Below are 23983 nucleotides of genomic sequence, written 5' to 3'. Positions count from 1 at the left end.
GCCCGAAGGAGGAGTCCACCGCTGGCAGCGTCTGGCTCGGCTTGTGGTGCACGGCGAGAGAGGTGCAGCCGCTCAGTAGCGAGACGAGCAGCAGAAAAAGCAGGGCTTGTCTGGAGCGCAAATCGGAGTTTCCGCGAATGGGCAGGACCCGGAGTATGGCACGGCATTTGGCAATGCTCCGTGAATGCTCAAGCGTCGATTGATTGCGTCATTTGTCCTCGTGATGCTCTGCCAGTAGCTTGATCGCTGCCGCGCCGACCTTGCGCACAGCCTCTTCAATCTGCGGTGTCGGTTTGGCCGAGTAGTTCATGCGCAGGCAATTGCGGTACTTGCCCGAGGCGGAAAAAATGCTACCGACAGCAATCTGTACGCCTTGGTCGATCAGCGCACGATTCAGTTTCAAGGTGTCGAAACCTTCCGGCAGTTCGATCCACAGCATGAAGCTGCCTTGCGGACGGCTGGCACGGGTGCCGGCGGGAAAGTAGCGGCTGACCCAGTCGAGCATCAAGTCGCGATTGCGCTGGTATTGCGTGCGCATCCGCCGCAAATGCGGTTCGAAGTGCCCGCCCTTGAGGAATTCGGCAATCGCAATTTGTGGCTGCGGGGCGGTGGAGCCGGTGCTGATGTATTTCATGTGCAGCACCCGCTCCAGATACCGGCCCGGCGCGACCCAGCCGATGCGCAGCCCCGGTGCCAGGGTCTTGGAAAACGAGCTGCACAGCAGGACACGGCCGTCTTCGTCGAAGGACTTGATCGTGCGGGGACGAGGGTAGGTGTAGGCCAGTTCGCCATACACATCGTCTTCGATGATCGCCACGTCGAAGCGCTGTGCCAGGGTCAGCAGCGCCCGCTTGCGTGCCTCCGGCATGATGTAGCCCAGTGGGTTGTTGCAGTTGGGGGTCAACTGTATGGCTTTGATCGGCCACTGTTCCAGCGCCAGTTCCAGCGCCTCGAGACTGATCCCGGTAATCGGGTCGGTGGGAATCTCCAGGGCTTTCATGCCCAGCCCCTTGAGGGTCTGCATGGCGCCGTGAAAGCTCGGCGAATCGACGGCCACGATGTCGCCCGGCTCGCAGATCGCGCGAATGCTGGTGGACAGCGCTTCGTGACAGCCGGTGGTGATCACCAGGTCGTTGGCGCTCAGCTGACAGCCGGAGTCGAGCATCAGGCGCGCAATCTGTTCGCGCAGTTCGAGGGTGCCGTAGATGTTGTCGTAATACAGGCCGGGCATGTCCTGCCGCCGGCTGATCCGTGCCAGCCCTCGTAGCAGAGGCTTCATGGTCGGCGTGCTGACGTCCGGCATGCCGCGACCGAGCTGCACGACGTCCTTGCGCGGGACGGCGCGAATCAGCTCCAGCACCTGATCCCACTGGGAAATGTCCACCGGGCGCTGGGCCGGGCGGCCAACGACCGGCAACTCCGGCAGCTCGCGCCCGGCCGGAACGAAGTAGCCGGATTTCGGCTTCGGCATTGCCAGACCACTGTCTTCCAGCACCCGATAAGCCTGCTGCACCGTGCTCAGGCTGACTCCGTGCTCGACGCTCAGTGCCCGTACTGACGGAAGTCGGTCACCCGGACGGTAGAAGCCCTGTTCGATACGTGTGCCGAGTAATTCGGCGAGGTTGACGTAAAGGGTCATGGTTCAGTCTCGGTGAATAGATTCAGTGGACCAGTACAGATTTGGCAAAAATACAGGATTCAGTCGCTAAAACGGTAAATCTGTATTGAGGTAATACACATCCTTTGAATCTGTAACGGTTTTGCCGGTCCGCGCATCATGGAGTCTCTGGCGATCCAAGTAAACAGGAGCAATCAAAATGAACGGCTTGAGCGATGTGCGGCTGACGTTACACAGTCGGGAACTGGAGGCTGGGCAGGAAAAGGGCATGCGCGCGTCAACGATGCGCAATGCCCCGTCCGGCCTCGGTCGCTGGGGACTGTTCTGGCATCGTCTGCACACGCGCAAGTCCTTGCTTGAGCTTTCGCCCGAGCAGTTACGCGATGTGGGGTTGAGTCGTGCAGAGGCGCGGGAGGAGGGGCTCAAACCCTTTTGGCGGATCTGAGTGTGATGGCGCCCTCTCGATCGAATCGCGAGCAGGCTCGCTCCCACAATTGATCACTGGTGCTCACAAAATGTGTGTTCACTGTAGATACCTGTGGGAGCGAGCCTGCTCGCGATGAGGCCGGTAAGAACGCAGGCCAGCTTTCAGGCCAACTCTTTCATCCGATGCCACAACATCCCCAGCGCCAATAACGGCGACCGCAAATACTTCCCGCCCGGAAAGGTAATGTGCGGCACCTTGGCGAACAGATCGAACCCCCCACCTTGCTGGCCGCTGATGGCTTCGGCCAGCAGCTTGCCGGCCAGGTGGGTGGCGTTCAGCCCATGGCCGGAATAGGCCTGGGCGTAATACACATTCGGCTGGTCCTTGAGCCGGCCGATCTGAGGAAGGCGGTTGGCGCCGATGCCGATCATCCCGCCCCATTGATAGTCGATCTTCACGCCGGCCAGTTGCGGGAAGACGTCGAGCATCTTCGGTCGCATATAGGCGGCGATGTCCGACGGATCGCGACCGGAATAGTGGCAGGCGCCGCCGAACAGCAAGCGCCGATCCGCCGAGAGCCGGTAGTAGTCCAGCGCCACTCGCTGGTCGCAGACCGCCATGTTCTGCGGCAGTAATGCGTGGGCTTGAGTTTCGCTCAGGGGTTCGGTGGCGATGATGTAACTGCCGGCGGGCAGCACTTTGCCGCTGAGCTCGGGGTTCAGGTTGTTGAGGTAGGCGTTGCAGCCCAGCACCAGAGTCCTGGCGCGGACCGAGCCTTGCGCGGTGTGGACCTTGACCTCGCTGCCATAGTCGATGCGGGTCACGGCCGATTGTTCGAACAGTTTCACGCCCAGTTGCTGCGCCGCGGCAGCTTCGCCCAAGGCCAGGTTCAGCGGGTGCAGATGCCCGGAACCCATGTCGATCAAGCCACCGACATAGCGATCGGAACCGACCACACTGTGCATTTCATGGGCTTGCAGCAACCSGGTTTCATATCGATAGCCGAGGCTGCGCAGTTCGGCCGCGTCCTCGGCGAAACCTTCAAGGTCGCGAGGTTTGTTGGCCAGGTCGCAGTAACCCCAGGTCAGGTCGCAGGCGATCTGAAAATGCGCAATCCGTTGCCGGACGATTTCCACCGCTTCCAGGCCCATGAGCTTCATCTGACGGACGCCGTCGGTGCCGATCACCTCGGTAAACTGATCGAGGCCATGACCGACGCCGCGAATCAGCTGTCCGCCGTTGCGCCCGCTGGCGCCCCAGCCGATCTTGCGCGCTTCGAGCAGCACCACGCTGAGGCCGCGTTCAGCCAGCTCGATTGCGGTGTTCAGCCCGGAAAACCCGCCGCCCACCACGCACACGTCCGCCAGCAGTTCACCTTTGAGCGCCGGATAATCGGGCAGCGGCAGGCTGCTGGCGGCATAGTAAGAAGCGGTGTGCCGGTTGTTCGGGGCAGGTTGCTGAACACGGGCGTTCATGTGCGTCATCCGGGTTTCGTGTGTTTAGTAAATTTTACGGAGCATAAGCCGGGCCTTTCGGGGTGGGCAACACTGGTCGGCTAATGCTGTCTGGCGCGAGGCTTTTAGGGCAAAATCCCACCGTGTTCACTTTCCCGGTACTCGCTTCGATGAGCTGCAACAGTCAGAAAATCCGCGCTCTTCGCCAGCAAATCCCCTCGTTCGAGTGCGTGCCCGGCTGCCATGACTGCTGTGGTCCGGTAACCACTTCGCCAGAAGAAATGTCGCGCCTGCCGCGTAAGACCAGGGCCGAGCAGGACGCTGCGATGGACGAACTGAACTGCGTGCACCTGGGCCCCGATGGCTGCACGGTGTATGACGAGCGGCCGTTGATCTGTCGGCTGTTCGGCACCACGAAGACCTTGCCATGCCCCAACGGTCGCCGCCCGGTGGAGTTGATTCACCCTCGGGTCGAGAAGCAGATCCATGAATACATGGCCAGCACCCGGCAGGTGCTGGTTTAGTAATGCTGTGTTCATTTCAGATCGACCGAGTCGACTGCAATCGCGAGCAGGCTCGCTCCCACATTKGGGCCTTGCCGTACACAAAACAGTGCCCACTGAAAATCTACTGTGGGAGCGAGCCTGCTCGCGATGGCGTCCGTCTAGACGACCATTTCCTCAGATCTGACCTCAATCCGGAATCGGCAGGTTCAGGCTCTCTTTCACTTCTTCCATCACGATATAGCTCTTGGACTCACGCACGTGAGGCAATTTGAGCAGGATGTCGCCCAGCAGTTTGCGGTACGAGGCCATCTCGGAAATCCGCGCCTTCACCAGGTAGTCGAAGTCCCCTGACACCAGGTGGCATTCCAGTACGTGTGGCAGTTTCAGCACGGCGCGTCGGAACTCTTCAAAGGTATCGCCAGACTTGTAGTCGAGGCTGATCTCGACGAACACCAGCAGGCTGCCCTTGAGGTGCTGCGGGTTGAGCCGGGCGTTGTAGCCCATGATGATCCCTTCACGCTCCAGGCGTCGCACCCGCTCGGTGCAGGGTGTGGTCGACAACCCGACTTTTTCCCCTAGCTCGGTAAACGAAATCCGCCCGTCTGCCTGAAGGATGCGCAGGATATTACGGTCGATCTTGTCCAGCTCACGCTTGGTCTGAGTATTGGTCCGCATAGGGGATGCGCCTCCGTAAAAAGGGATTTTGCCGAGAATTGTCGCCAAATATAGGCGCTTATATAGTGAAAAGCACTGGCAAATGTTTTTTACACTGCGCACATCTGTGATTTGAACAACAAACGTCAGCGGTAAGCCGCGATGAGGGATACGAAAATGCGCGTTCTGGTCTTGGGTAGCGGCGTCATCGGTACCGCCAGTGCCTACTATCTGGCTCGGGCCGGGTTTGAAGTTACGGTTGTAGACCGTCAGCCGGCGGCTGCCATGGAAACCAGTTTCGCCAACGCCGGCCAGGTCTCGCCGGGTTATGCCTCGCCGTGGGCCGCGCCGGGTGTGCCGCTCAAAGCTATCAAATGGCTGCTGCAACGCCACGCACCGCTGGCGATCAAGGCCACCGCCGATATCGACCAATACCTGTGGATGGCGCAGATGCTGCGCAACTGCACCGCCAGCCGTTATGCGGTGAACAAGGAGCGTATGGTCCGTCTGTCCGAGTACAGCCGTGACTGCCTCGATGAGCTGCGTGCTGAAACCGGCATTGCCTACGAAGGCCGCACCCTGGGGACCACTCAATTATTCCGCACTCAGGCGCAGCTCGATGGCGCGGCAAAAGACATCGCGGTCCTGAAAGAGTCCGGCGTGCCCTTTGAACTGCTCGACCGCGCCGGCATTGCCCGGGTCGAACCGGCGCTGGCCAGCGTGACTGATATCCTCGCCGGTGCCTTGCGCCTGCCGAACGACCAGACCGGCGACTGCCAGATCTTCACCACGCGCCTGGCCGAAATGGCCGTGAAATTGGGCGTGGAATTCCGCTTTGACCAGGACATTCAGCGCCTCGACTACGCCGGTGACCGGATCAACGGCGTATGGATCGACGGCAAGCTGGAAACCGCCGACCGCTATGTATTGGCGCTCGGCAGCTACTCGCCGCAGTTGCTCAAGCCGTTGGGCATCAAGGCCCCGGTGTACCCGCTCAAGGGCTACTCGCTGACCGTGCCGATCACAAATCCGGCGATGGCCCCGACATCGACTATTCTCGACGAGACCTACAAGGTTGCGATCACCCGTTTCGACACCCGGATTCGTGTCGGCGGCATGGCTGAGATAGCCGGTTTTGACCTGTCGCTGAACCCGCGTCGACGTGAAACGCTGGAGATGATCGTCAACGATCTTTATCCTCAGGGCGGCGACCTGGCCGAGGCGAGTTTCTGGACCGGCCTGCGTCCGACCACTCCGGACGGCACGCCGATTGTTGGTGCCACTCCGTTCAAGAACCTGTTCCTGAACACCGGTCATGGCACACTTGGCTGGACTATGGCGTGTGGCTCCGGCCGCTTGCTGGCCGACTTGATGGCGAAGAAAACGCCGCAGATCAGTGCCGAAGGCCTCGATATTTCCCGTTATGGCAACACCCCAAAGGAGTCTGAAAAGCATGTCAATCCAGCGCCAGCTCACCAATGAGCGCATGAGCCAGATCGTTGTCCACAACGGTACCGTGTATCTGGCCGGGCAAGTCGGCGACGACATGAGTGCCGGGATTGAACAGCAGACCCGTGAAACCCTCGCCAACATCGAGCGTTTGCTGGATCTGGCCGGGACCGACAAGACCAAACTGCTGTCGGTGACGATTTACCTGAAAGACATCGATGYCCATTTCGAGGGCATGAACAGTGTCTGGGACACTTGGTTGCCAAAGAACGTCGCGCCGGCCCRTGCGACGGTCGAAGCCAAGCTGTGCGAACCGGAAATCCTGGTTGAGTTGTCTGTAGTGGCTGCTCTGCCTTAAGCAAAGATCCCTCTCCCGGTGCTGCTGGCGGTTCACGCCGTCAGTCAGCGCCGGTTTTTTCTTCCTCATGACCGCCTAGAAGTCTGCCGCCATGCGTCCTGCCCGTGCCCTGATCGATCTTCAAGCCCTGCGTCATAACTATCAACTGGCCCGTGAAGTCTCGGGCGCGCGTGCCCTCGCGGTGATCAAGGCCGATGCCTATGGCCATGGCGCGGTGCGCTGTGCCCAGGCACTGGAGGCCGAGGCGGATGGTTTTGCCGTGGCCTGTATCGAAGAAGCCCTGGAACTGCGCGCCGCCGGTATTCGTGCGCCGGTCCTTCTGCTCGAAGGCTTTTTCGAAGCCGATGAGCTGTCGCTGATCGTTGAGCATGATTTCTGGTGCGTGGTGCATTCGCTGTGGCAACTTGAAGCGCTCGAGAAAGCCGTGTTGAGCAAGCCGATCGCGGTCTGGCTCAAGCTTGATTCGGGCATGCACCGGGTTGGCCTGCATCCCACGGATTATCAGGCGGCGTATCAACGCTTGCTGGCCAGCGGCAAGGTCTCGAAGATCGTGCTGATGAGCCACTTTGCGCGTGCCGACGAACTGCATAGCAGCAGCGCGGCGGAGCAGGTTGCGGTGTTTGAAGCGGCGCGCCAGGGCTTGTCGGCGCAGGTCAGCTTGTGTAACTCGCCGGCGGTGCTGGGCTGGCCGCAGGTGCCGAGCGATTGGGTTCGTCCGGGCATCATGCTTTATGGCGCGACACCTTTCGAAGAAGCCAATCCGGTGGCGGCGCGCCTGCAGCCGGTGATGACCCTGGAATCGAAAGTCATCAGCGTGCGCGAACTGCCGGCCGGTGAACCGGTGGGCTATGGGGCGAAGTTCATCACCCAGAAGCCGATGCGCATCGGCGTGGTCGCCATGGGCTATGCCGACGGTTATCCGCGTCAGGCGCCTACCGGCACGCCGGTATTGGTGGCCGGGCAGCGCAGCCAGCTGTTGGGACGGGTGTCGATGGACATGCTCTGCATCGATTTGACCGATGTGCCGCAGGCCGGCCTTGGTTCTACCGTCGAGTTGTGGGGTAAAAACATCCTCGCCAGCGACGTCGCCATGGCTGCCGGGACCATTCCCTACCAGATCTTCTGCAACCTGCGGCGCGTGCCACGGCTCTATTCCGGGAGCTGAGGCAGGCAGTCGAGACCGGAAGTCGCTTTGCCAAACAGGATTCAGACCCAAGTGTTGTAAATACTGAACGCTGTCGCCATGATAACGCTCACTATCCACACAATCTGAATCCTGGGAGGCTAATGCATTGGACGTCGGTGAACGACTGCAATCGATCCGTAAATTGAAAGGTCTATCCCAGCGAGAGCTCGCCAAGCGGGCAGGCGTTACCAATAGCACCATTTCAATGATCGAGAAAAACAGCGTCAGCCCTTCGATCAGTTCGCTGAGGAAGGTACTTGGCGGCATCCCCATGTCCATGGTCGAGTTCTTTTCCGAAGAAATTCTTCAGGAAAAACCGACGCAGATCGTCTACAAGGCCAATGAGCTGATCGATATCTCCGATGGCGCCGTAACCATGAAACTGGTCGGCAAGGCCCATCCGAGCCGTGCTATCGCGTTCCTCAACGAGATCTACCCGCCAGGCGCCGATACCGGTGAAGAGATGCTCACCCATGAGGGCGAGGAAACCGGGATTCTGCTCGAAGGTCGGCTGGAGTTGGTGGTCGGGCTCGAGACATTCGTGCTCGAGGCCGGGGACAGCTACTATTTCGAAAGCACCAAACCGCACCGTTTCCGTAATCCGTTTGATGCGCCTGCGCGACTAATCAGCGCAGCCACACCGGCGAATTTCTAGGAAAAGAGGCGTCCGGCAAGGTTTTGCGAGTCGCCCCATGCTGTATTTCGCCACGACTTAATACCCCTTGGACTTTAGGGTTGTTTCAGTGTGGCGGGCTAACCGCTATACTTGCGCCCGCCTGCGAAACCGTGGCCGTGGGCGTGACTAGCCACCATTGAGGGTGTACGCGTGAATCTAATTATGAAAATGATCCAGAAGATGTCCGGCCTGAAATAAGCCCCGTCTTCAGTGAAAAAGCCGCTTGCGAGCGGCTTTTTTGTACCCGGGATTTGACCTCGAGACTGGTCATCGCGATCAGGACGCGGCAAGCTCGAACCGACCTCAATTCATGGACAGGTCGGGAGGGTCTGATGGTGCAGTCGGTATCAATCGAACAGGCAGTCGATGATGTGCTCGCACGTTTGCCAGCGCATATACACCTCGGCTTGCCGCTGGGGCTGGGTAAACCCAACCGCTTCGTCAACGCGCTGTATCAGCGCATCGCCCAGTTGCCCGAGCGGCAGCTGACGGTCTACACCGCGTTGAGCCTGGGTCGTCCGGCATTGGGCGACGGCTTGCAGCGGCGCTTTCTGGAACCCTTCGTCGAGCGAGTGTTTGGCGACTATCCCGAGCTGGATTTTCTCGCCGACCTGCACCGTGACAGCCTCCCGGCGAACATTCACATCGAGCAGTTTTTCCTGCAGCCGGGCAGCTTGCTGCACAGCGCGTCGGCGCAGCAGGACTACGTCAGCAGCAACTACAGCCACGCCGCCCGGGACATCAATGCCGCCGGGTTGAACCTGGTGGCGCAATTGGTGGCCCATGATCCACAGCAGCCGGAGCGACTCAGCCTGAGCTGCAACCCGGACATCACCCTCGACCTGTTGCCGATGATCGCCAAGCGTCGCGCTGCCGGGGAAACCATTCTGCTGCTCGGCCAGGTCCACCGGGATCTGCCATACATGCCGGGAGACTCGGAAGTCGACCGTGAGACGTTCGATTTGCTGATCGACGAGGAGGAGGGCAGCACGCTGTTTTCCACGCCGAACATGCCGGTGGGCTTTCAGGATCACTTCATTGGCCTGCACGCCAGCACCCTGGTGCGAGACGGTGGCACCCTGCAAATCGGCATCGGCGCCATGGGCGATGCGCTGACCGCCGCGTTGCTCTCACGGCAGGCGGATAACGACGGTTATCGTGCGCTGTTGACGGACCTTGATGCGCATTACTGGGCACCGCTGATTAGCCGTGAAGGCGGCGTGGAGCCTTTTGCCAAGGGGCTTTATGGTTGCAGCGAGATGTTCGTCAACGGTCTGCTGGCGTTGTCCGATGCCGGGATCGTGCGGCGCAAGGTTTATCCGAGCGTTGCCCTGCAACAGCACGCCAATGCCGGGACCCTGGATGAGTCGGCTCAAGTGGGCGGCATCTCGATACACGGTGGTTTTTTCCTTGGGCCGCGTAGTTTCTATCAGCGGTTGCGGGAATTACCCCACAGCAAGCTCGCTGAATTCAACATGACCGCCATCAGTTACATCAACGAGCTGTACGGCCAGGAAGAGCTCAAGCGCTTGCAGCGCCTGGATGCGCGTTTCATCAACAGCGCATTCACCATGACCTTGCTCGGCGCCGGAGTCGCTGATCAATTGGAAGGCGGGCAGGTGCTCAGCGGTGTCGGCGGRCAATACAACTTCGTCGYMCARGGCCATGCGCTGGAAGGCGCGCGYTCGATYCTGMTCCTGCGCAGCTGGCGTGAGTCGGGCGGTGAAGTGAGCTCGAACATGGTCTGGGAGTACGGCCACTGCACGATCCCCCGGCACTTGCGCGACATTGTGATCACCGAATACGGCATCGCCGACTTACGCGGCAAGACCGACGCCAAGGTGATCGAAGCGTTGCTCAACATCAGCGATTCACGCTTCCAGCCTGGCTTGATCGAACAGGCGCAGAAGGCCGGCAAACTGCCGAAGGATTTTCGCCTCGATCCGCGTTTCACCGACAACAGCCCGCAGCGCTTGCAGGCAATTGCTGCGCGGCACCCCCGGTTGTTTCCAGAGTATCCGTTGGGCAGTGATTTCAGCAGCGAAGAGCGGGACTTGTTGCGGGCGCTGAACTGGCTCAAGAGCAAGTTCAAACTCACCGAAATTCTCGAACTGGGCAAGGCCGCGCTGGATGCGCCGGAACCCTCGGAGTACCCGGTTCATCTGGAGCGGATGCAACTGACGAAGCCTGAGGGATTGAAGGAGGACGTGTATCAGCGGTTGCTGCTGGCAGGCCTGAAGGCCACCGCGTATTAACCATTCACACAAAACAACTGTGGGAGCGAGCCTGCTCGCGATAGGGCCGTGTCAGTCAACATTGATGCCAGCTGACACTCCGTCATCGCGAGCAGGCTCGCTCCCACAGGGGATATGTGGTGTAGCGGGTTATTCGATAAAGGTCACGACACCGTCGGCCAGGGATTTGACCCGGGCCAGGGATTCGACGCGGTAGCCTTGCGCGTCCAGCTCGGCGCGGCCGCCCTGGAACGACTTCTCGATCACGATACCCAGGCCTGCCACGGTGGCACCGGCCTGTTTGATGATCGAGATCAGCGCCTGCGACGCCTTACCGTTGGCCAGGAAGTCGTCGATGATCAGCACGCGGTCGCTGCTGGTCAGATGACGTGGAGAAATGGCCACGGTGCTTTCGGTCTGCTTGGTGAACGAGTAAACGCTCGCCGACAGCAGGTTTTCAGTCAGGGTCAGGGACTGGTGCTTGCGGGCGAAGATCACCGGCACGCCGAGGTTCAGACCGGTCATGATCGCCGGAGCGATGCCCGATGCTTCGATGGTGACGATCTTGGTGATCCCCGAGTCCTTGAACAGCGTGGCGAATTCGTCGCCGATCAGCTTCATCAATTGCGGGTCGATCTGGTGGTTCAGAAAGGCGTCGACTTTCAGGACCTGGTCGGAAAGCACGATGCCTTCTTCGCGAATTTTCTTGTGCAGTGCTTCCACAACAGCTTCCTCTATTGGCGCTACAGGCGCCGAAAGTAGATTGAAAAAGTAGCCGATTCTAGCGTTTTAACATCGCGCGTATATCCGCCAATGCGCTATTGCCACGTACGGCTTTGACTTCGGTCGGGGTGTCGTCGTTGCCTTCCCACGCCAGGTCGTCCGGCGGCAGTTCATCGAGGAAACGGCTCGGCGCGCAGTCGATGATTTCGCCGTACTGTTTGCGCTTGGCGGCAAAGGTGAACGCCAGGGTCTGGCGTGCGCGGGTAATCCCGACGTAGGCCAAACGGCGTTCTTCTTCGATGGTGTCGGCTTCGATGCTGGAGCGGTGCGGGAGGATTTCCTCTTCCATGCCCATGATGAACACGTAGGGGAATTCCAGGCCCTTGGAGGCGTGCAAGGTCATCATCTGCACGCCTTCGGCGCCTTCTTCCTCTTCCTGCTGGCGTTCGAGCATGTCGCGCAAGACCAGCTTGCCGATTGCGTCTTCGACGGTCATTTCGCCGTCTTCGTCTTTTTCCAGGGTGTTCTTCAGCGCCTCGATCAGGAACCAGACGTTACCCATGCGGTAGTCGGCGGCCTTGTCGCTGGAGCTGTTGGTGCGCAGCCAGTTCTCGTAGTCGATGTCCATGACCATGCTGCGCAGGGCGGAGATCGGGTCTTCGCCGGCGCACTGCTCACGCACGCGGTCCATGAAGCGCTTGAAGCGTGCCAGGCGATCGGTGAAGCGGCTGTCCAGGTGCTCGCCCAKGCCGATTTCATCGGTCGCGGCATACATCGAGATCTTGCGTTCGGTCGCGTAGTTACCGAGCTTCTCCAGCGTGGTCGAACCGATTTCCCGGCGTGGGACGTTGATCACCCGCAGGAAGGCGTTGTCGTCATCCGGGTTCACGATCAGGCGGAAGTAGGCCATCAGGTCTTTGACTTCCTGACGTCCGAAGAAGCTGTTGCCACCGGAAAGACGATACGGAATCTGGTGGTGTTGCAGCTTCAGCTCGATCAGCTTGGCCTGGTAGTTACCACGGTAGAGGATTGCGAAATCGCTGTAGGGGCGGTCGGTGCGCAGGTGCAGGCTGAGGATTTCCACGGCCACGCGCTCGGCTTCGGCGTCTTCGTTGCGGCAGCGGATCACCCGGATCTCGTCGCCATGGCCCATCTCGCTCCACAGCTGTTTTTCAAACTCGTGGGGATTGTTCGAGATCAGCACGTTGGCACAGCGCAGGATGCGGCTGGTGGAGCGGTAGTTTTGCTCCAGCATCACCACTTTCAAGGACGGGTAGTCGTCCTTGAGCAGCATCAGGTTTTCCGGGCGGGCACCGCGCCAGGCGTAGATCGACTGGTCATCGTCGCCCACCACGGTGAACTGGTTTCGGGTGCCGATCAGCAATTTCACCAGCAGGTACTGGCTGGCGTTGGTGTCCTGGTATTCGTCCACCAGCAGGTAGYGGACTTTGTTCTGCCACTTTTCGAGAATGTCGGCGTGTTCCTGGAACAGCTTCACCGGCAGCAGGATCAGGTCGTCGAAATCCACTGCGTTGAACGCCTTGAGCGTGCGCTGATAGTGGGTGTAGACGATGGCGGCGGTCTGCTCCTTGGGGTTGCGGGCGTTTTCCAGGGCTTCAGGCGGCAGGATCAGGTCGTTCTTCCAGGCGCCGATCATGTTCTTGATCTCGTCGACGCCGTCGTCGCCCGAATATTCCTTTTGCATGATGTCGGTCATCAGGGCTTTGACGTCGGTCTCGTCGAAAATCGAGAAACCGGGTTTGTAGCCCAGCCGCACATGTTCCTTGCGGATGATGTTCAGCCCAAGGTTGTGGAACGTGCACACCGTCAGACCGCGTCCTTCACCACCCTTGAGCAATGTGCCGACCCGCTCCTTCATCTCGCGCGCGGCCTTGTTGGTAAAGGTCATGGCAACGATGTACTGGGCGCGAATGCCACAGCTCTGGATCAGGTGGGCGATTTTGCGGGTGATAACACTGGTCTTGCCGGAGCCAGCACCGGCGAGCACCAAAAGAGGGCCGCCGACGTAGCTCACGGCTTCTTGCTGCCGGGGATTGAGTCGGGACATGACGGAAAAGGGAGTCGTTTGCGAAAAGGGCGGGCATTTTAACAGGATGCACAGATTCTGCCGCCTCTCTCCGACTTGTGACGTACCACGCTATCTAAATTTGCCGGTTTTGTTACTTTCCCGCAGGATGCGTGCTGAATTGGCGACTACTAATGTTCGATTCACAGCGGTACAACGAAGTTTTTGATAATCAATATCATTGGTCGTTGTTTATCTGCGCGTCATAATGCCCGCCGCCAACATCTTTTGCAGAGTCTAGGGAGCTAGCTTGTCTACGCCTGTCGAACCCTTGCGTTTGCTGCTACTGGCCGAAGAGCCAGCGTGGGCAGCGTTGTTACGCGAGTGTCTGGCTCCTATGGGGAGCTCGGCTGTGCTGATCAGTGCACCGACCTGGGAGTCGGTGAGCAGCCTATTTGCTGACAACCGCACTGCGGTCCTGTTGACCAGTCCTGCACTCCAACCGGAGCCGGGCCGTTGCAACCTGCCGACGGTGCTGTTGCTCGAACATGAACCGTCCACCCCACCGGACGGTGTCAGCGACTGGCTGGTTCGCGATGCGCTGGATGTGGATACATTGCGCCGCAGCCTGCGCCATGTGCGTGAGCGCGGCGTGCTCGAAAACACCCTGCAGCGTCTCGCCGAGCAGGACCCGCTGACGGGCATTGCCAACCGCCAGGGGTTTCAGACCCTGCTGGCGGCGCGTCTGGCGGAGAACGACGGCCGTGGCCTGGCGCTGGGGCACCTCGACCTCGACAACTTTCGACACGCCAACGACGCCCTCGGCCACCAGGCCGGTGACCGGCTGATCCTGCAAGTGGTCTCGCGGCTCAAAAGCCAGCTTGAGGCGGGCGATCAGTTGGCGCGTTTGGGTAGCGACGAATTCGCCTTGCTCATCGACACCCGTCGCGCACCGCAACGCGCCGAATGGATAGCCGAACGCATCACCGAAGTCATGGCCGAACCCTACTGGGTCGACGGCGAGAGCCTGTTGATCGGTTGCAGCCTGGGCATCGCCCACGCACGTGCACAGGCGGGCGCCGACCCGCTGATGTGGCACGCGCATATCGCCATGCAGCAGGCCAAAAGCACCCAAGGCTGCACCTTTCATATCTTCAATGAACGCATCAACCGCAACGCGCGCAGCCTTGCCGATCTTGAAAGCGAACTGCGCCGGGCCTTGCGTCGCGATGAGCTGGAGTTGCATTACCAGCCGCGGCTGAACCTCGACGACGGGAAAATCGTCGGCCTCGRGGCCTTGGTGCGCTGGCGCCATGGCGAGCGCGGACTGCTGCCGCCGAGCGAGTTCGTGCCATTGGCCGAGCAGAGCGGTTTGATCGTGCCGTTGGGGTATTGGGTAATTTCCCGTGCCTTGCGCGACATGCAGGCGTTGCGCGAACGCGGTCTGCCGCCGTTGCACATGGCGGTCAACCTGTCGTTCCGGCAGTTCCAGGACAGTCAGTTGCTGTCGACGTTGAGCCGGCTGATTGCCGAGCGCGGTGTTGAAGCGCAGTGGCTGGAATTCGAACTGACGGAAACCGCCGTGATGCGCCGCAGCGATCTGGTCAAACAGACCATGGATGCTTTGGGGCGTCTGGGCGTGCGTTTCTCCCTGGACGATTTCGGCACCGGTTTTTCGTCATTCGTGCACCTCAACAGCCTGCCGATTGCCTTGTTGAAGATCGACAAAAGCTTTGTCGGTGGCATGGAGACGCGTGAGGAAAATCGCAAGCTGGTCCACGCGATGATCAACCTCGCCCACAACCTAAACCTGGAAGTGGTCGCCGAGGGCGTTGAAACCCTTGAACAGCTTGAGCTGCTGCGTGATTTTGGTTGTGATCAGGTGCAGGGTTACCTGATTAGCAAGCCGTTGCCACTGGCGGAGTTGGTTGAGTATCTGGAGTTCGGTTCCAGCCAACCGGCGCTGGAAGTGATGGTTTAGCCGATCTGTCATCTGGCACGAACCCTTGTGGGAGCGACCCTGCTCGCGATAGCGGAGTATCAGTCAGCATCAATGTTGCCTGCATGGCTTCATCGCGAGCAGTCGAGTGTCGACCGGCTGCTCCCACAGGAAACTCAGTCTGTCTGAACGACTTCGAAACCCGGCTGTGACAACGGCTCACGCCGGATCATCCGCTTCATCTTCCATTCGAACGCCAGCGTCAGGCTCACGGCCGAGCAGGCGAGCCCCAGTGCCAGACCCCACCAAACACCCGTCGGCCCCCAATGGAGATGGAAAGCCATCAACCATGCAGCCGGAGCGCCGATCAGCCAATAGCAGGCGAGGCCGACCAGAAAGGTAGTCTTGGCGTCCTTCAGGCCGCGAATACAGCCCATGGCGATAGTTTGCGTGCCGTCGAAAAACTCGAACCACGCCGCCACCATCAACAGGCTCACCGCAAGATTGATCACTTCGCGAAACGCCGGGTCGTTATGGTCCAGGAACAGTCCCACCAGTTGGTTCGGCATCAGCCAGAAGACCATGGCAAACCCGAGCATCGCCGCGCCACCAAAGGCAATCCCGACCCGCCCGGCCAAGCGCGCATCGAGCAGCTGCCCGGCGCCGTAGTGCTGGCCGATGCGCATGGTGATCGCATACGAAAGCCCCGCCGGAATCATGAACGCCACCGAGACGATTTGCAGGGCGATCTGATGCGCCGCCAATTGCGTACTGCCCATGGTGCCCATGCACAACGCGGCAAACGCAAACAGACCGACCTCTACCGCGTAGGTGCCGCCAATCGGCAAGCCCAGACGCCACAGCTCGCGCAAGTACTGGCGATTGGGCCGTGACAGGCCCTTGCGCAGTGGGTACGCGTCGTAAGCCGGGTGCCGGCGAATATGCCAGGCCAGGCCCAGCGCCATGCAGTTGGCGACGATGGCGGTGACCAGGCCGATCCCCATCAAACCCATTTTCGGCAGGCCGAACATGCCGGTGATCAACGCATAGTTGAGCAGGAAGTTGGCGACGGTCCCGACGAGGCTGATGACCATCACCGGCGTTGTCCGGCCAATGGCGCTGGTAAAACCGCGCAGGGCCATGAAGCTCAGGTAGCCGGGCAGGGCGAACGGCAGAATCAACAGGAACTGGCCGGCCGCGTGCACGTTGCTTTCGGTCTGGCCGAACAGCAGCAACACCGGTTTGAGGTTCCAGAGCAGCAGACCTGCCACGAGCGCCATCAACCACGCCAGCCAAAGCCCGGCCTGGGTCAGCCGGGCGGCGCCTTCGATGTCGCCAGCACCCTGCCGGATCGCCACCAGCGTGCCGACCGCCGCGATCACGCCAATGCAGAAAATCGATACGAACGAATAGCTCGCCGCGCCCAGACCGCCACCGGCCAAGGCTTCCGGGCTGAGCCGAGCCATCATCAAGGTATCGGTGAGGATCATCAGCATGTGCGCCAACTGCGAGGCAATCAGCGGCCCCGCCAGCMGCAGGATGGCCCAGAGTTCGGTACGTGCTGGATGCTGCATGATCATCACGCTCGTTTAGTCAGATAAATCGGGAAGGGTTGATTCTCGGCGCTCGCAAGCGTTTGCACAAAGGGATAAAAACGATTGCTCGCATGACTAAAACTCATGCTGGAGAGTTTCTGATAAGGTTCCGGGGTCGCGCTATAGGAGCTTTCCCAATGTCTCGTCGTCTTCCTCCGTTGTATGCCCTTCGCGCTTTCGAGGCCGCAGCGCGGCACAGTTCGTTTACCCGTGCTGCCGAAGAATTGTCGATCACCCAAAGCGCCGTCAGCCGACATGTGCGTACGCTGGAGGAGCATTTTGCCTGTCGGCTGTTTCAGCGCAGCGGACGCAATTTGCAACTGACCGAGGCCGCACGTTTGCTGCTGCCGGGTGTGCGTGAGGGCTTTGGTGCGCTGGAGCGGGCCTGCAATACCTTGCGCGCCGAAGATGACGTCTTGCGCATGAAAGCCCCTTCGACCCTGACCATGCGCTGGCTGTTGGCGCGACTCAGTCGTTTCCGGCATTTGCAGCCAGGTAACGAGGTGCAACTGACCAGCGCCTGGATGGACGTCGACTCGGTGGACTTCAATCACGAACCGTTCGATTGCGCGGTGTTGTTGAGCAACGGGCATTTTCCACCGGACTGGGAAGCCAGTTACCTTTTCCCGGAGCTGCTGATCCCGGTCGGCTCACCAAATCTGTTGAATGATCAGCCATGGGATGTCGAGCGGCTGGCCAGCACTGAATTGCTCCACCCGACTCCCGATCGACGTGACTGGCGCAGTTGGCTGGAGCGCATGGGCCTGTCAGAGCAGGTGTCGCTCAAGGGCGGGCAGGTGTTCGACACGCTGGAGCTGGGGATGATCGCCGCTGCCCGGGGTTATGGGGTATCGATGGGCGACTTGCTGATGGTGGCCGAAGATGTGGCTCAGGGGCGTTTGAGTTTACCGTGGCCGACCGCCGTTGCCAGCGGCCTGAATTATTACCTGGTCTGGCCGAAAACCCGCCCTGGCGGTGAACGTTTGCGCCGCCTCAGCGACTTCCTGCAAGGCGAAGTCCAGGCCATGGAGTTGCCGGATGTCGAGCGCCTCGACTGAATCGATCTAGCTGCCGCCATGGTGGCCATGAGCAATATCCTTGTGAGTCGCTCAAGTATTCATCCGCGCCGCCGAATCCTTGAAAGTGGAACCTTCGTTCTGAAAGGTTTCGTGCTTCCCTTATTACTGGATATTTTGCCGAGCCACGCGACGCGATCAGGATGATCCGGCTCCTCGGCCAGGAGCTGTCATGTCTCAACCTCGTGCCCGGATCGCCTCACAATTGGGGCTTGCCCTTGCCGTCATCCTCGCGGTCGTCATCAGTGGCAGCACGGTGTTCGCCCTGCGCTCGCTGGATTCTGCCAACCTCGACACGCGTGAAGAGCATCTGGCCAGTGAGGCGCGGTTGCTGGCCGACCAGTTGAGCACTTTCCACGGCACCCTGCGCGAAAGCACCCAGCGCCTGAGCGGGTTGTTTGAAAAGCGTTTCAGCGGCGGTTTGAGCGTGCACCCTGAGCAGCCGGTGACGGTGGCGGGCGTGCAGACACCGGGCCTGCATCTGGGCAACGAAGTGTTGAACAACAACTTCGACAAGGTCGATGAGTTCAAGCAAATGACTGCCGGCGTGGCGACGTTGTTCGTGCGCAGTGGCGAGGACTTCATTCGGGTCAGCACCTCGTTGAGCAAGCAGGACGGCACCCGCGCCATTGGCACGCTGCTCGACCATGCGCACCCGGCCTATCAGCGGCTGATGACGGGGCAGAGCTATGTCGGCCGGGCCTTGCTGTTCGATCGTTCCTACATGACGCAGTACACCCCCGTACGCGACAGCAGTGGCAAGGTGATCGCGGTGTTGTTCGTAGGATTTGATTACACCGACGCGCAGAGCRCGCAGTTCGACAACCTCAAACGCTTCCGCATCGGCCAGAGCGGTTCGCTGGCGCTGCTCGATGAGCAAAACAAATGGCTGGTGCCGCCGGCCGGCGTGCAGGCGCTGGACCAGGCGACTTCGACCATCGCCAGTTTAGCCAGGACGCCGGGGCAGGGCGCGTTCTGGAGCGACAAGTCCGAAGACTTCTACAGCGTTGCGGTGCCGTTCGAGGGTGGGCCATGGTCAGTGGTGGCGAGCATGCCGAAAAGCGAAATCCGCGCAGTGACCTGGAGCGTCGGTATCCGCCTGGCCATTGGCAGCCTGCTGGCGATGCTGCTGGCAGTGGGCGCGGCAGTCTGGCTGTTGCGCAGCAAACTGGCACCGCTGGGTGATCTGGTGCGGCAGGCCGAAGCCTTGGGCGCGGGTGATCTGAGCGTGCGTTTGAACGTGTCGAGCCAGGATGAAATCGGTCAACTGGCGCGCAGCTTCAATCAGATGAGCCAGGCTCTATCGACCATGGTCGAGCACATCCGCAAGGCCTCGGAGGAGGTCAACAGTCGCGCCCAGGCATTGTCCGGGTTATCGGGCGGTGCGTATGAAGGGATGGAACAGCAGTCCGGTGAAATCACCAGCATGGCCGGCGCTGTGGAAGAGTTCAGTGCGACCTCGCTGAACATCGCTGACAACATGGGCAACACCGAGCGTCTGGCTCAGGAAAACGCCCAGCAAACGCGGATCGGTCGTACCTCGATGGAAGAAGCCTCTTCTTCCCTTGAGCAGATTGCCAGTGCTCTCAATAGCACCGCGACGGTGATCAACACTCTGGGTCAGCGCTCCCAGGAAATTGGCGGCATTGTCGGGGTGATTACTGCGATTGCCGATCAAACCAATTTACTGGCGCTCAACGCCGCCATCGAAGCCGCGCGTGCCGGCGAACAGGGCCGTGGTTTTGCGGTGGTGGCAGACGAAGTGCGCAACCTGGCCTCGCGCACTCGCGAAGCGACTGACGAGATTTCCGGGATGATCCAAAGCATCCAGCAGGAAACCGGCAACGCCATCAGCACCATGGAGCAAGGCAACCTGCTGATGCGCGAAGGCCTGACACGCAACGCCAATGTTGCGTCGGCGCTGGCACGGATCGACGAACAAAGCCGCTCGGCCGGCCAGCAATTTGCTGCGATCACCACCGCCACCCAGGAGCAGAGCAGCACCGCGACCTTGCTTAGCAGCAACCTGCAAAGCATCGCCATGGCCAACAGCGAGCAGCGTGAAGTGGTGTCGAACCTGGCGATCACCGCCAAGGAGCTGGAGAAACTGGCGGCGGATTTGCGGCATGAGGTTGATCGTTTTCGCTGAGGTACCTCTGGAATTGCCATCGCTGGCAAGCCTGTTGTTGGCGATTGAATCCGGCGACTGAGGTTTGCGGGAGTTGCGCTGTTTTTATGCTTGCTGAAACGTTTCATCAGCGCTATAAAAACGGCACAACTCCAAGAAAGGTTTTCCCCATGACCCCGCTCAAACTGCTCGTCACTCTCGGCGCAATGACCGCTGCCTCCCACGTCATGGCCTGGGATTACGTGCTGCTCGATACCGACAAGGCTGCCCAGAACCAGCAAATCACCAGCCAACAGCTCGGTGTGAAGACCGACAAACCGTTCTCCGTGACCCTGCGCACCCTGCACGGCGGTCGGCAGGAGGGCGTCAGCATTGTTGACATTGATAACGGCACGATGAAACTCTCGGTGGTGCCGACCCGTGGGATGAACGTCCTGCAGGCATCGGTAGGCAATGTGCGTATGGGGTGGGATTCGCCGGTCAAGGACGTGGTCAATCCGTCCTTTATCGAACTCAACGGGCGTGGCGGATTGGGCTGGCTCGAAGGCTTCAATGAACTGGTCACCCGCTGTGGCTACGAATGGGTTGGCCACCCCGGCATGGACAACGGCGAACTGCTGACCCTGCATGGTCGCGCCGCGAACATTCCAGCCAGTAAAGTCACGCTGCACATCGATGAAAAACCGCCTTACGCCATCAGCCTGCGCGGTGAGTTGAAAGAGCAGGCGTTCAAGAAAGTCGACTTCTCGGTGAGCACCGAACTGGTCACCGAACCCGGCAGCGTACGCTTCGCCCTCAACGACACCCTGACCAACAACGGCGACTATCCGAAGGAATACCAGGCGCTCTACCACAGCAACTTCAGCACTCCATTCCTGGAGCAGGGCGCCCGCTTCGCTGCGCCGGTGAAACAGGTGTCACCGTTCAACGACAAGGCCAAAGGGGATTTGCCCGACTGGCAAACCTACCGCGCGCCGACCAAGGACTACGACGAAACCGTCTACAACGTCGTGCCGTATGCCGATACCAAGGGCGACACGCTGACCGTGCTGCACAACAAGGCGGGCAGCCTCGGGGTGTCGGTTGGCTTCAATACCAAGCAATTGCCAGTGTTCTCCCTGTGGAAAAACACCGATACCCAAGGCCAGGGCTATGTCACGGGGCTGGAGCCGGGGACGAGTTTTTCCTACAACCGCCGGTATCAGCGGCCACTGAACCTGGTGCCGACGATTGCGGCCAAGGAGCAGAAACAGTTCCAGATCAGCTACAGCTTGCTGGCGGATAAGGTGGCTGTGGATAAAGCGTTGGCGCAGGTGAGTGAGATTCAGGCTGGACGAGAGACTGAGGTGAGGCAAACACCGTTGGTGGATCTCACCAAGGAATAAGCTCGACTAGTTTGCGCTCGGTCGATACTGCAGCGCTTCGGCCAGATGCTCGCGGGTGATGCCATCGACTTGTTCAAGGTCCGCCAGGGTGCGCGCTACCTTGAGCAGTCGGTGTGCCGCTCGTAGCGACAAGGTCAATCGCTCGCACGCGGATTCCAACCAGTGTTCGTCGGTTGTGGATAACGTGCAGTGTCGGCGCAGGCCGGGTAAATCGAGGAAAGCATTGGCGCAGCCTTGGCGTTTGTATTGTCGCTCCCTTGCGTCCGCGACCAGAGCAGCGGCGGTTACGGTGTCATCGCCGGGTTTTGCTGCCGGATTCAACGCTGTGACTTCGCGGGCAACCGTCAGGTGCAGATCAATACGGTCCAGCAGTGGCCCCGACAGTTTGTTGCGATAACGCTGGATCTGGTCCGGTGAGCAGCAACAACGGCCGCTCGGCTCGCCAAGATATCCACAGGGGCACGGATTCATGGCGGCCACCAGTTGAAAGCGCGCAGGAAAACGCACGCGGTCACGGGCCCGGGAAATCACGATGCACCCCGATTCCAGCGGTTCTCTCAGCACCTCCAGCACCTTGCGATCAAACTCCGGCAGCTCATCGAGGAACAGGACGCCGTGGTGGGCGAGGGTGATTTCGCCGGGCTGCGGTTTTGAGCCTCCGCCCACCAGTGCCGGGCCGGACGCCGAATGGTGTGGCTGGCGGAAAGGTCGTTGCGGCCAATGGCTCAACGGCACACAACTGGCGACCGATTGAATCGCCGCGACTTCCAGCGCTTCACTCTCGGCCAGTGGCGGCAGCAGCCCGGGCAAACGACTCGCCAGAAGGGTTTTCCCCGTCCCCGGTGGCCCGCTGAACAACAGGTTATGAGCCCCCGCAGCAGCAATCAGCAATGCACGTTTGGCCGCGATCTGGCCCTGCACTTCATTCAAGTCCGGATAAGGTTTGCTGGCATAGAGCAAGCCATTGGAAACAAACGGTTCTACGGGTGTGTGGCCATTGAAGTGCGCGACCGCCTCCAGCAGATGATCCACCGCAATGACCTTCAGTCCTGACGCCAGGCACGCTTCCTCGGCATTTGCCCGCGGCACCATCAGCGATCGTCCAGCCTTGCGCGCCGCCAGTGCCGCCGGCAACACACCACGGACCGCCCGCACTTCGCCTGACAGCGCCAACTCACCCAGACACTCGACGTCATCCAGCGTCAAAGTCGGCACCTGCACACTGGCAGCCAGAATCCCCAAGGCGATCGCCAGATCGAAGCGCCCGCCGTCCTTCGGTAAATCGGCCGGGGCGAGATTCAAGGTGATACGTCGCGCCGGAAATTGCAGCCCGGAATTGATGATCGCACTGCGCACCCGATCCTTGCTTTCCTTCACCGCTGCTTCCGGCAACCCCACCATCGTCAGCGATGGCAGGCCGTTGGCCAAATGGACTTCTACGGTAACGGCGGGCGCTTCCACACCGATCTGGGCGCGGCTATGGACGATGGCCAGAGACATGATCATTCCTTGAGCTGACGAGAACCGCTTCCTGCGGTTTTTTTGAAGGGTAGTTGCGACGTAGTGGTTTAGCGCGGCGGCTGAGGAGCGAAACCTTCGCAGGATGTTGCGGATGTCGATGTATAGAGTGCGAGAACGAAAAAACCGCCATTTAGACTGATGCCTGTCAGTTAAGCCGTAACGCGATCCGTAGCAGCTGCCGAAGGCTGYGTTCGGCTGCGAAGCAGTCGTAAAATCTCGCTATGCGGTCTTTCAGATTAACCGTGCAAGCAGGATCTACGAGTGCTGCACACTCGAACGCAGCCTTCGGCAGCTGCTACAGGTCTTACGCCGCGCCCTGAATCTCGTAACTGACTGGCATTAGCCATTTAGGCGGCGAGCCACCCAGATGTTCATTAAAGCGACTGAACCACCCGTGAAGCGCGTTTCCACCACGGGGCATTGACCATACTTCGTGGTCGTTCCCCCTCCGGCAACATATGTGAAACATCCTGCAGCCGGATCCACGGCTGGTTGTTCCAGTGCAGCAAGCTCAGCGACATTTCCGGCCAGTTCAGCAGGCTCAGTATCGGGCGTTCGGCTGTGGCAGGTTGCTGGGCGTCTCTAAGGGCTGGAACCACGTCGTGGGTCAGCCATTCCCGTAGGCCCCGGTATTCGGGGCAGTAGTGATAAACCAGCAGCGCGTAAACGCCGGATTCGCTGATCAGCAACGTATGTTCGATGCAGCCGTGGATGTGCATTGTCGCGGTTTGGTATTGATCAGGATCGAGTTTGCGTAGCGCGCGTTCGTCGAGGAACAGCCGAAGCAATCGACCGAGGTCGCGGGCACTGAACCAAGGCTGGTTTTCCAGCAGCAGGGCGTGGAGGTGGAGTTTGTGGCGGGTGAAGATGTGAGGGATCAGATAATTTTCATCCATGGTGCAGTACCCAAGTTCGCTTGAGGGAAACTGCCACTGATCGTCGCCAAACAATAAGGGTGGCAGCTGTGCGCGGGTTGGCGAACCGGTGCAAGCGAATACCGGCAGACCCGAAGATCTCCCACACACAGC

Annotated in this window: 19 protein-coding genes; 11 read left to right on the top strand and 8 right to left on the bottom strand. The window is 60.1% G+C overall.

Annotated features, from left to right (window positions below):
• Positions 1-208: 208 nt before the first annotated feature.
• Complete coding sequence (locus AC1DH9_RS06175; RefSeq protein ID WP_427538930.1) at positions 209-1639, bottom strand: aminotransferase-like domain-containing protein; 1431 nt, start codon at positions 1637-1639, stop codon at positions 209-211.
• 178 nt (positions 1640-1817) lie between these two features.
• Between AC1DH9_RS06175 and AC1DH9_RS06170 the strand changes: the two genes are divergently transcribed.
• A complete protein-coding gene (locus AC1DH9_RS06170) occupies positions 1818-2063 on the top strand; it encodes a DUF1127 domain-containing protein (RefSeq protein ID WP_427538927.1) in 246 nt (81 codons plus the stop codon).
• 143 nt (positions 2064-2206) lie between these two features.
• Here AC1DH9_RS06170 and AC1DH9_RS06165 read toward each other — a convergent pair whose 3' ends face one another.
• Positions 2207-3520, bottom strand: coding sequence for an NAD(P)/FAD-dependent oxidoreductase (locus tag AC1DH9_RS06165; protein WP_477807930.1), 1314 nt, complete (start codon positions 3518-3520; stop codon positions 2207-2209).
• Between the two features lie 149 nt (positions 3521-3669).
• Here AC1DH9_RS06165 and AC1DH9_RS06160 point away from each other — a divergent pair, with 149 nt between their 5' ends.
• Entirely contained in the window at positions 3670-4023 is a 354-nt protein-coding gene (locus AC1DH9_RS06160) for a YkgJ family cysteine cluster protein (protein WP_145014159.1), read from the top strand.
• A 168-nt stretch (positions 4024-4191) separates the two neighbouring features.
• On the opposite strand, the gene AC1DH9_RS06155 is transcribed toward AC1DH9_RS06160, so the two are convergent.
• On the bottom strand, positions 4192-4680 hold the full coding sequence (locus AC1DH9_RS06155) for an Lrp/AsnC ligand binding domain-containing protein (protein ID WP_003206849.1): 489 nt from the start codon (positions 4678-4680) through the stop codon (positions 4192-4194).
• A gap of 156 nt (positions 4681-4836) precedes the next feature.
• On the opposite strand from AC1DH9_RS06155, the gene dadA reads away from it, so the two are divergent.
• The 5 genes from dadA (at position 4837) to AC1DH9_RS06130 (ending at position 10583) form a co-directional block, all read left to right on the top strand.
• Positions 4837-6141, top strand: coding sequence for a D-amino acid dehydrogenase (gene dadA / locus AC1DH9_RS06150; protein WP_427529615.1), 1305 nt, complete (start codon positions 4837-4839; stop codon positions 6139-6141).
• The gene (locus tag AC1DH9_RS06145) at positions 6113-6466 is read left to right on the top strand and encodes a RidA family protein (RefSeq protein ID WP_477807929.1); all 354 of its coding nucleotides are present in this window, start codon (positions 6113-6115) and stop codon (positions 6464-6466) included. Before dadA ends, AC1DH9_RS06145 begins: the two co-directional genes overlap by 29 nt.
• Before the next feature lie 91 nt (positions 6467-6557).
• Positions 6558-7631: an alanine racemase gene (gene alr, locus AC1DH9_RS06140; protein WP_427538919.1), complete on the top strand. Its 1074-nt coding sequence runs from the start codon at positions 6558-6560 to the stop codon at positions 7629-7631.
• A 127-nt stretch (positions 7632-7758) separates the two neighbouring features.
• The gene (locus AC1DH9_RS06135) at positions 7759-8307 is read left to right on the top strand and encodes a cupin domain-containing protein (RefSeq protein ID WP_019694258.1); all 549 of its coding nucleotides are present in this window, start codon (positions 7759-7761) and stop codon (positions 8305-8307) included.
• A gap of 353 nt (positions 8308-8660) precedes the next feature.
• A complete protein-coding gene (locus tag AC1DH9_RS06130; RefSeq protein ID WP_477807928.1) occupies positions 8661-10583 on the top strand; it encodes an acetyl-CoA hydrolase/transferase C-terminal domain-containing protein in 1923 nt (640 codons plus the stop codon).
• A gap of 129 nt (positions 10584-10712) precedes the next feature.
• On the opposite strand, the gene AC1DH9_RS06125 is transcribed toward AC1DH9_RS06130, so the two are convergent.
• Together AC1DH9_RS06125 and rep are read right to left on the bottom strand one after the other, a co-directional pair.
• On the bottom strand, positions 10713-11285 hold the full coding sequence (locus AC1DH9_RS06125; RefSeq protein WP_054594631.1) for a xanthine phosphoribosyltransferase: 573 nt from the start codon (positions 11283-11285) through the stop codon (positions 10713-10715).
• 58 nt (positions 11286-11343) lie between these two features.
• Positions 11344-13353 carry a DNA helicase Rep gene (rep, locus tag AC1DH9_RS06120; protein ID WP_477807927.1) on the bottom strand — a complete coding sequence of 670 codons (2010 nt, stop codon included), beginning with the start codon at positions 13351-13353 and terminating at the stop codon, positions 11344-11346.
• Positions 13354-13621: 268 nt separating this feature from the next.
• Here rep and AC1DH9_RS06115 point away from each other — a divergent pair, with 268 nt between their 5' ends.
• Positions 13622-15292, top strand: coding sequence for a putative bifunctional diguanylate cyclase/phosphodiesterase (locus tag AC1DH9_RS06115; RefSeq protein WP_477807926.1), 1671 nt, complete (start codon positions 13622-13624; stop codon positions 15290-15292).
• A gap of 134 nt (positions 15293-15426) precedes the next feature.
• On the opposite strand, the gene AC1DH9_RS06110 is transcribed toward AC1DH9_RS06115, so the two are convergent.
• On the bottom strand, positions 15427-16824 hold the full coding sequence (locus AC1DH9_RS06110) for a NorM family multidrug efflux MATE transporter (protein WP_477807925.1): 1398 nt from the start codon (positions 16822-16824) through the stop codon (positions 15427-15429).
• A gap of 158 nt (positions 16825-16982) precedes the next feature.
• On the opposite strand from AC1DH9_RS06110, the gene AC1DH9_RS06105 reads away from it, so the two are divergent.
• From AC1DH9_RS06105 to AC1DH9_RS06095, 3 genes are all read left to right on the top strand, one after another.
• Positions 16983-17903 (top strand): LysR substrate-binding domain-containing protein, encoded by a 921-nt coding sequence (locus AC1DH9_RS06105; RefSeq protein ID WP_427538908.1) that lies wholly within the window; start codon positions 16983-16985, stop codon positions 17901-17903.
• Positions 17904-18093: 190 nt separating this feature from the next.
• A complete protein-coding gene (locus AC1DH9_RS06100) occupies positions 18094-20070 on the top strand; it encodes a methyl-accepting chemotaxis protein (protein WP_477807924.1) in 1977 nt (658 codons plus the stop codon).
• Positions 20071-20219: 149 nt separating this feature from the next.
• Positions 20220-21434 (top strand): aldose 1-epimerase family protein, encoded by a 1215-nt coding sequence (locus AC1DH9_RS06095; protein ID WP_427538902.1) that lies wholly within the window; start codon positions 20220-20222, stop codon positions 21432-21434.
• A 6-nt stretch (positions 21435-21440) separates the two neighbouring features.
• Here AC1DH9_RS06095 and AC1DH9_RS06090 read toward each other — a convergent pair whose 3' ends face one another.
• Positions 21441-23036, bottom strand: coding sequence for a YifB family Mg chelatase-like AAA ATPase (locus AC1DH9_RS06090; RefSeq protein WP_477807931.1), 1596 nt, complete (start codon positions 23034-23036; stop codon positions 21441-21443).
• 293 nt (positions 23037-23329) lie between these two features.
• Positions 23330-23851, bottom strand: a complete 522-nt coding sequence (locus tag AC1DH9_RS06085) for a BRO-N domain-containing protein (RefSeq protein WP_427538863.1) — start codon at positions 23849-23851, stop codon at positions 23330-23332.
• Between the last annotated feature and the right edge of the window lie 132 nt (positions 23852-23983).

It is taken from the genome of Pseudomonas sp. 05T35, assembly GCF_056396605.1.
This window is presented reverse-complemented; position numbering and strand designations above follow the sequence as displayed.

What these genes read in the sequence shown, in the direction of transcription:
- AC1DH9_RS06175 (WP_427538930.1), bottom strand. Translation starts at nt 1,639, where the DNA reads ATGACCCTTTACGTCAACCTCGCCGAATTACTCGGCACACGTATCGAA.
- AC1DH9_RS06170 (WP_427538927.1), top strand. Translation starts at nt 1,818, where the DNA reads ATGAACGGCTTGAGCGATGTGCGGCTGACGTTACACAGTCGGGAACTG.
- AC1DH9_RS06160 (WP_145014159.1), top strand. Translation starts at nt 3,670, where the DNA reads ATGAGCTGCAACAGTCAGAAAATCCGCGCTCTTCGCCAGCAAATCCCC.
- AC1DH9_RS06155 (WP_003206849.1), bottom strand. Translation starts at nt 4,680, where the DNA reads ATGCGGACCAATACTCAGACCAAGCGTGAGCTGGACAAGATCGACCGT.
- dadA (WP_427529615.1), top strand. Translation starts at nt 4,837, where the DNA reads ATGCGCGTTCTGGTCTTGGGTAGCGGCGTCATCGGTACCGCCAGTGCC.
- alr (WP_427538919.1), top strand. Translation starts at nt 6,558, where the DNA reads ATGCGTCCTGCCCGTGCCCTGATCGATCTTCAAGCCCTGCGTCATAAC.
- AC1DH9_RS06105 (WP_427538908.1), top strand. Translation starts at nt 16,983, where the DNA reads ATGTCTCGTCGTCTTCCTCCGTTGTATGCCCTTCGCGCTTTCGAGGCC.
- AC1DH9_RS06095 (WP_427538902.1), top strand. Translation starts at nt 20,220, where the DNA reads ATGACCCCGCTCAAACTGCTCGTCACTCTCGGCGCAATGACCGCTGCC.
- AC1DH9_RS06085 (WP_427538863.1), bottom strand. Translation starts at nt 23,851, where the DNA reads ATGGATGAAAATTATCTGATCCCTCACATCTTCACCCGCCACAAACTC.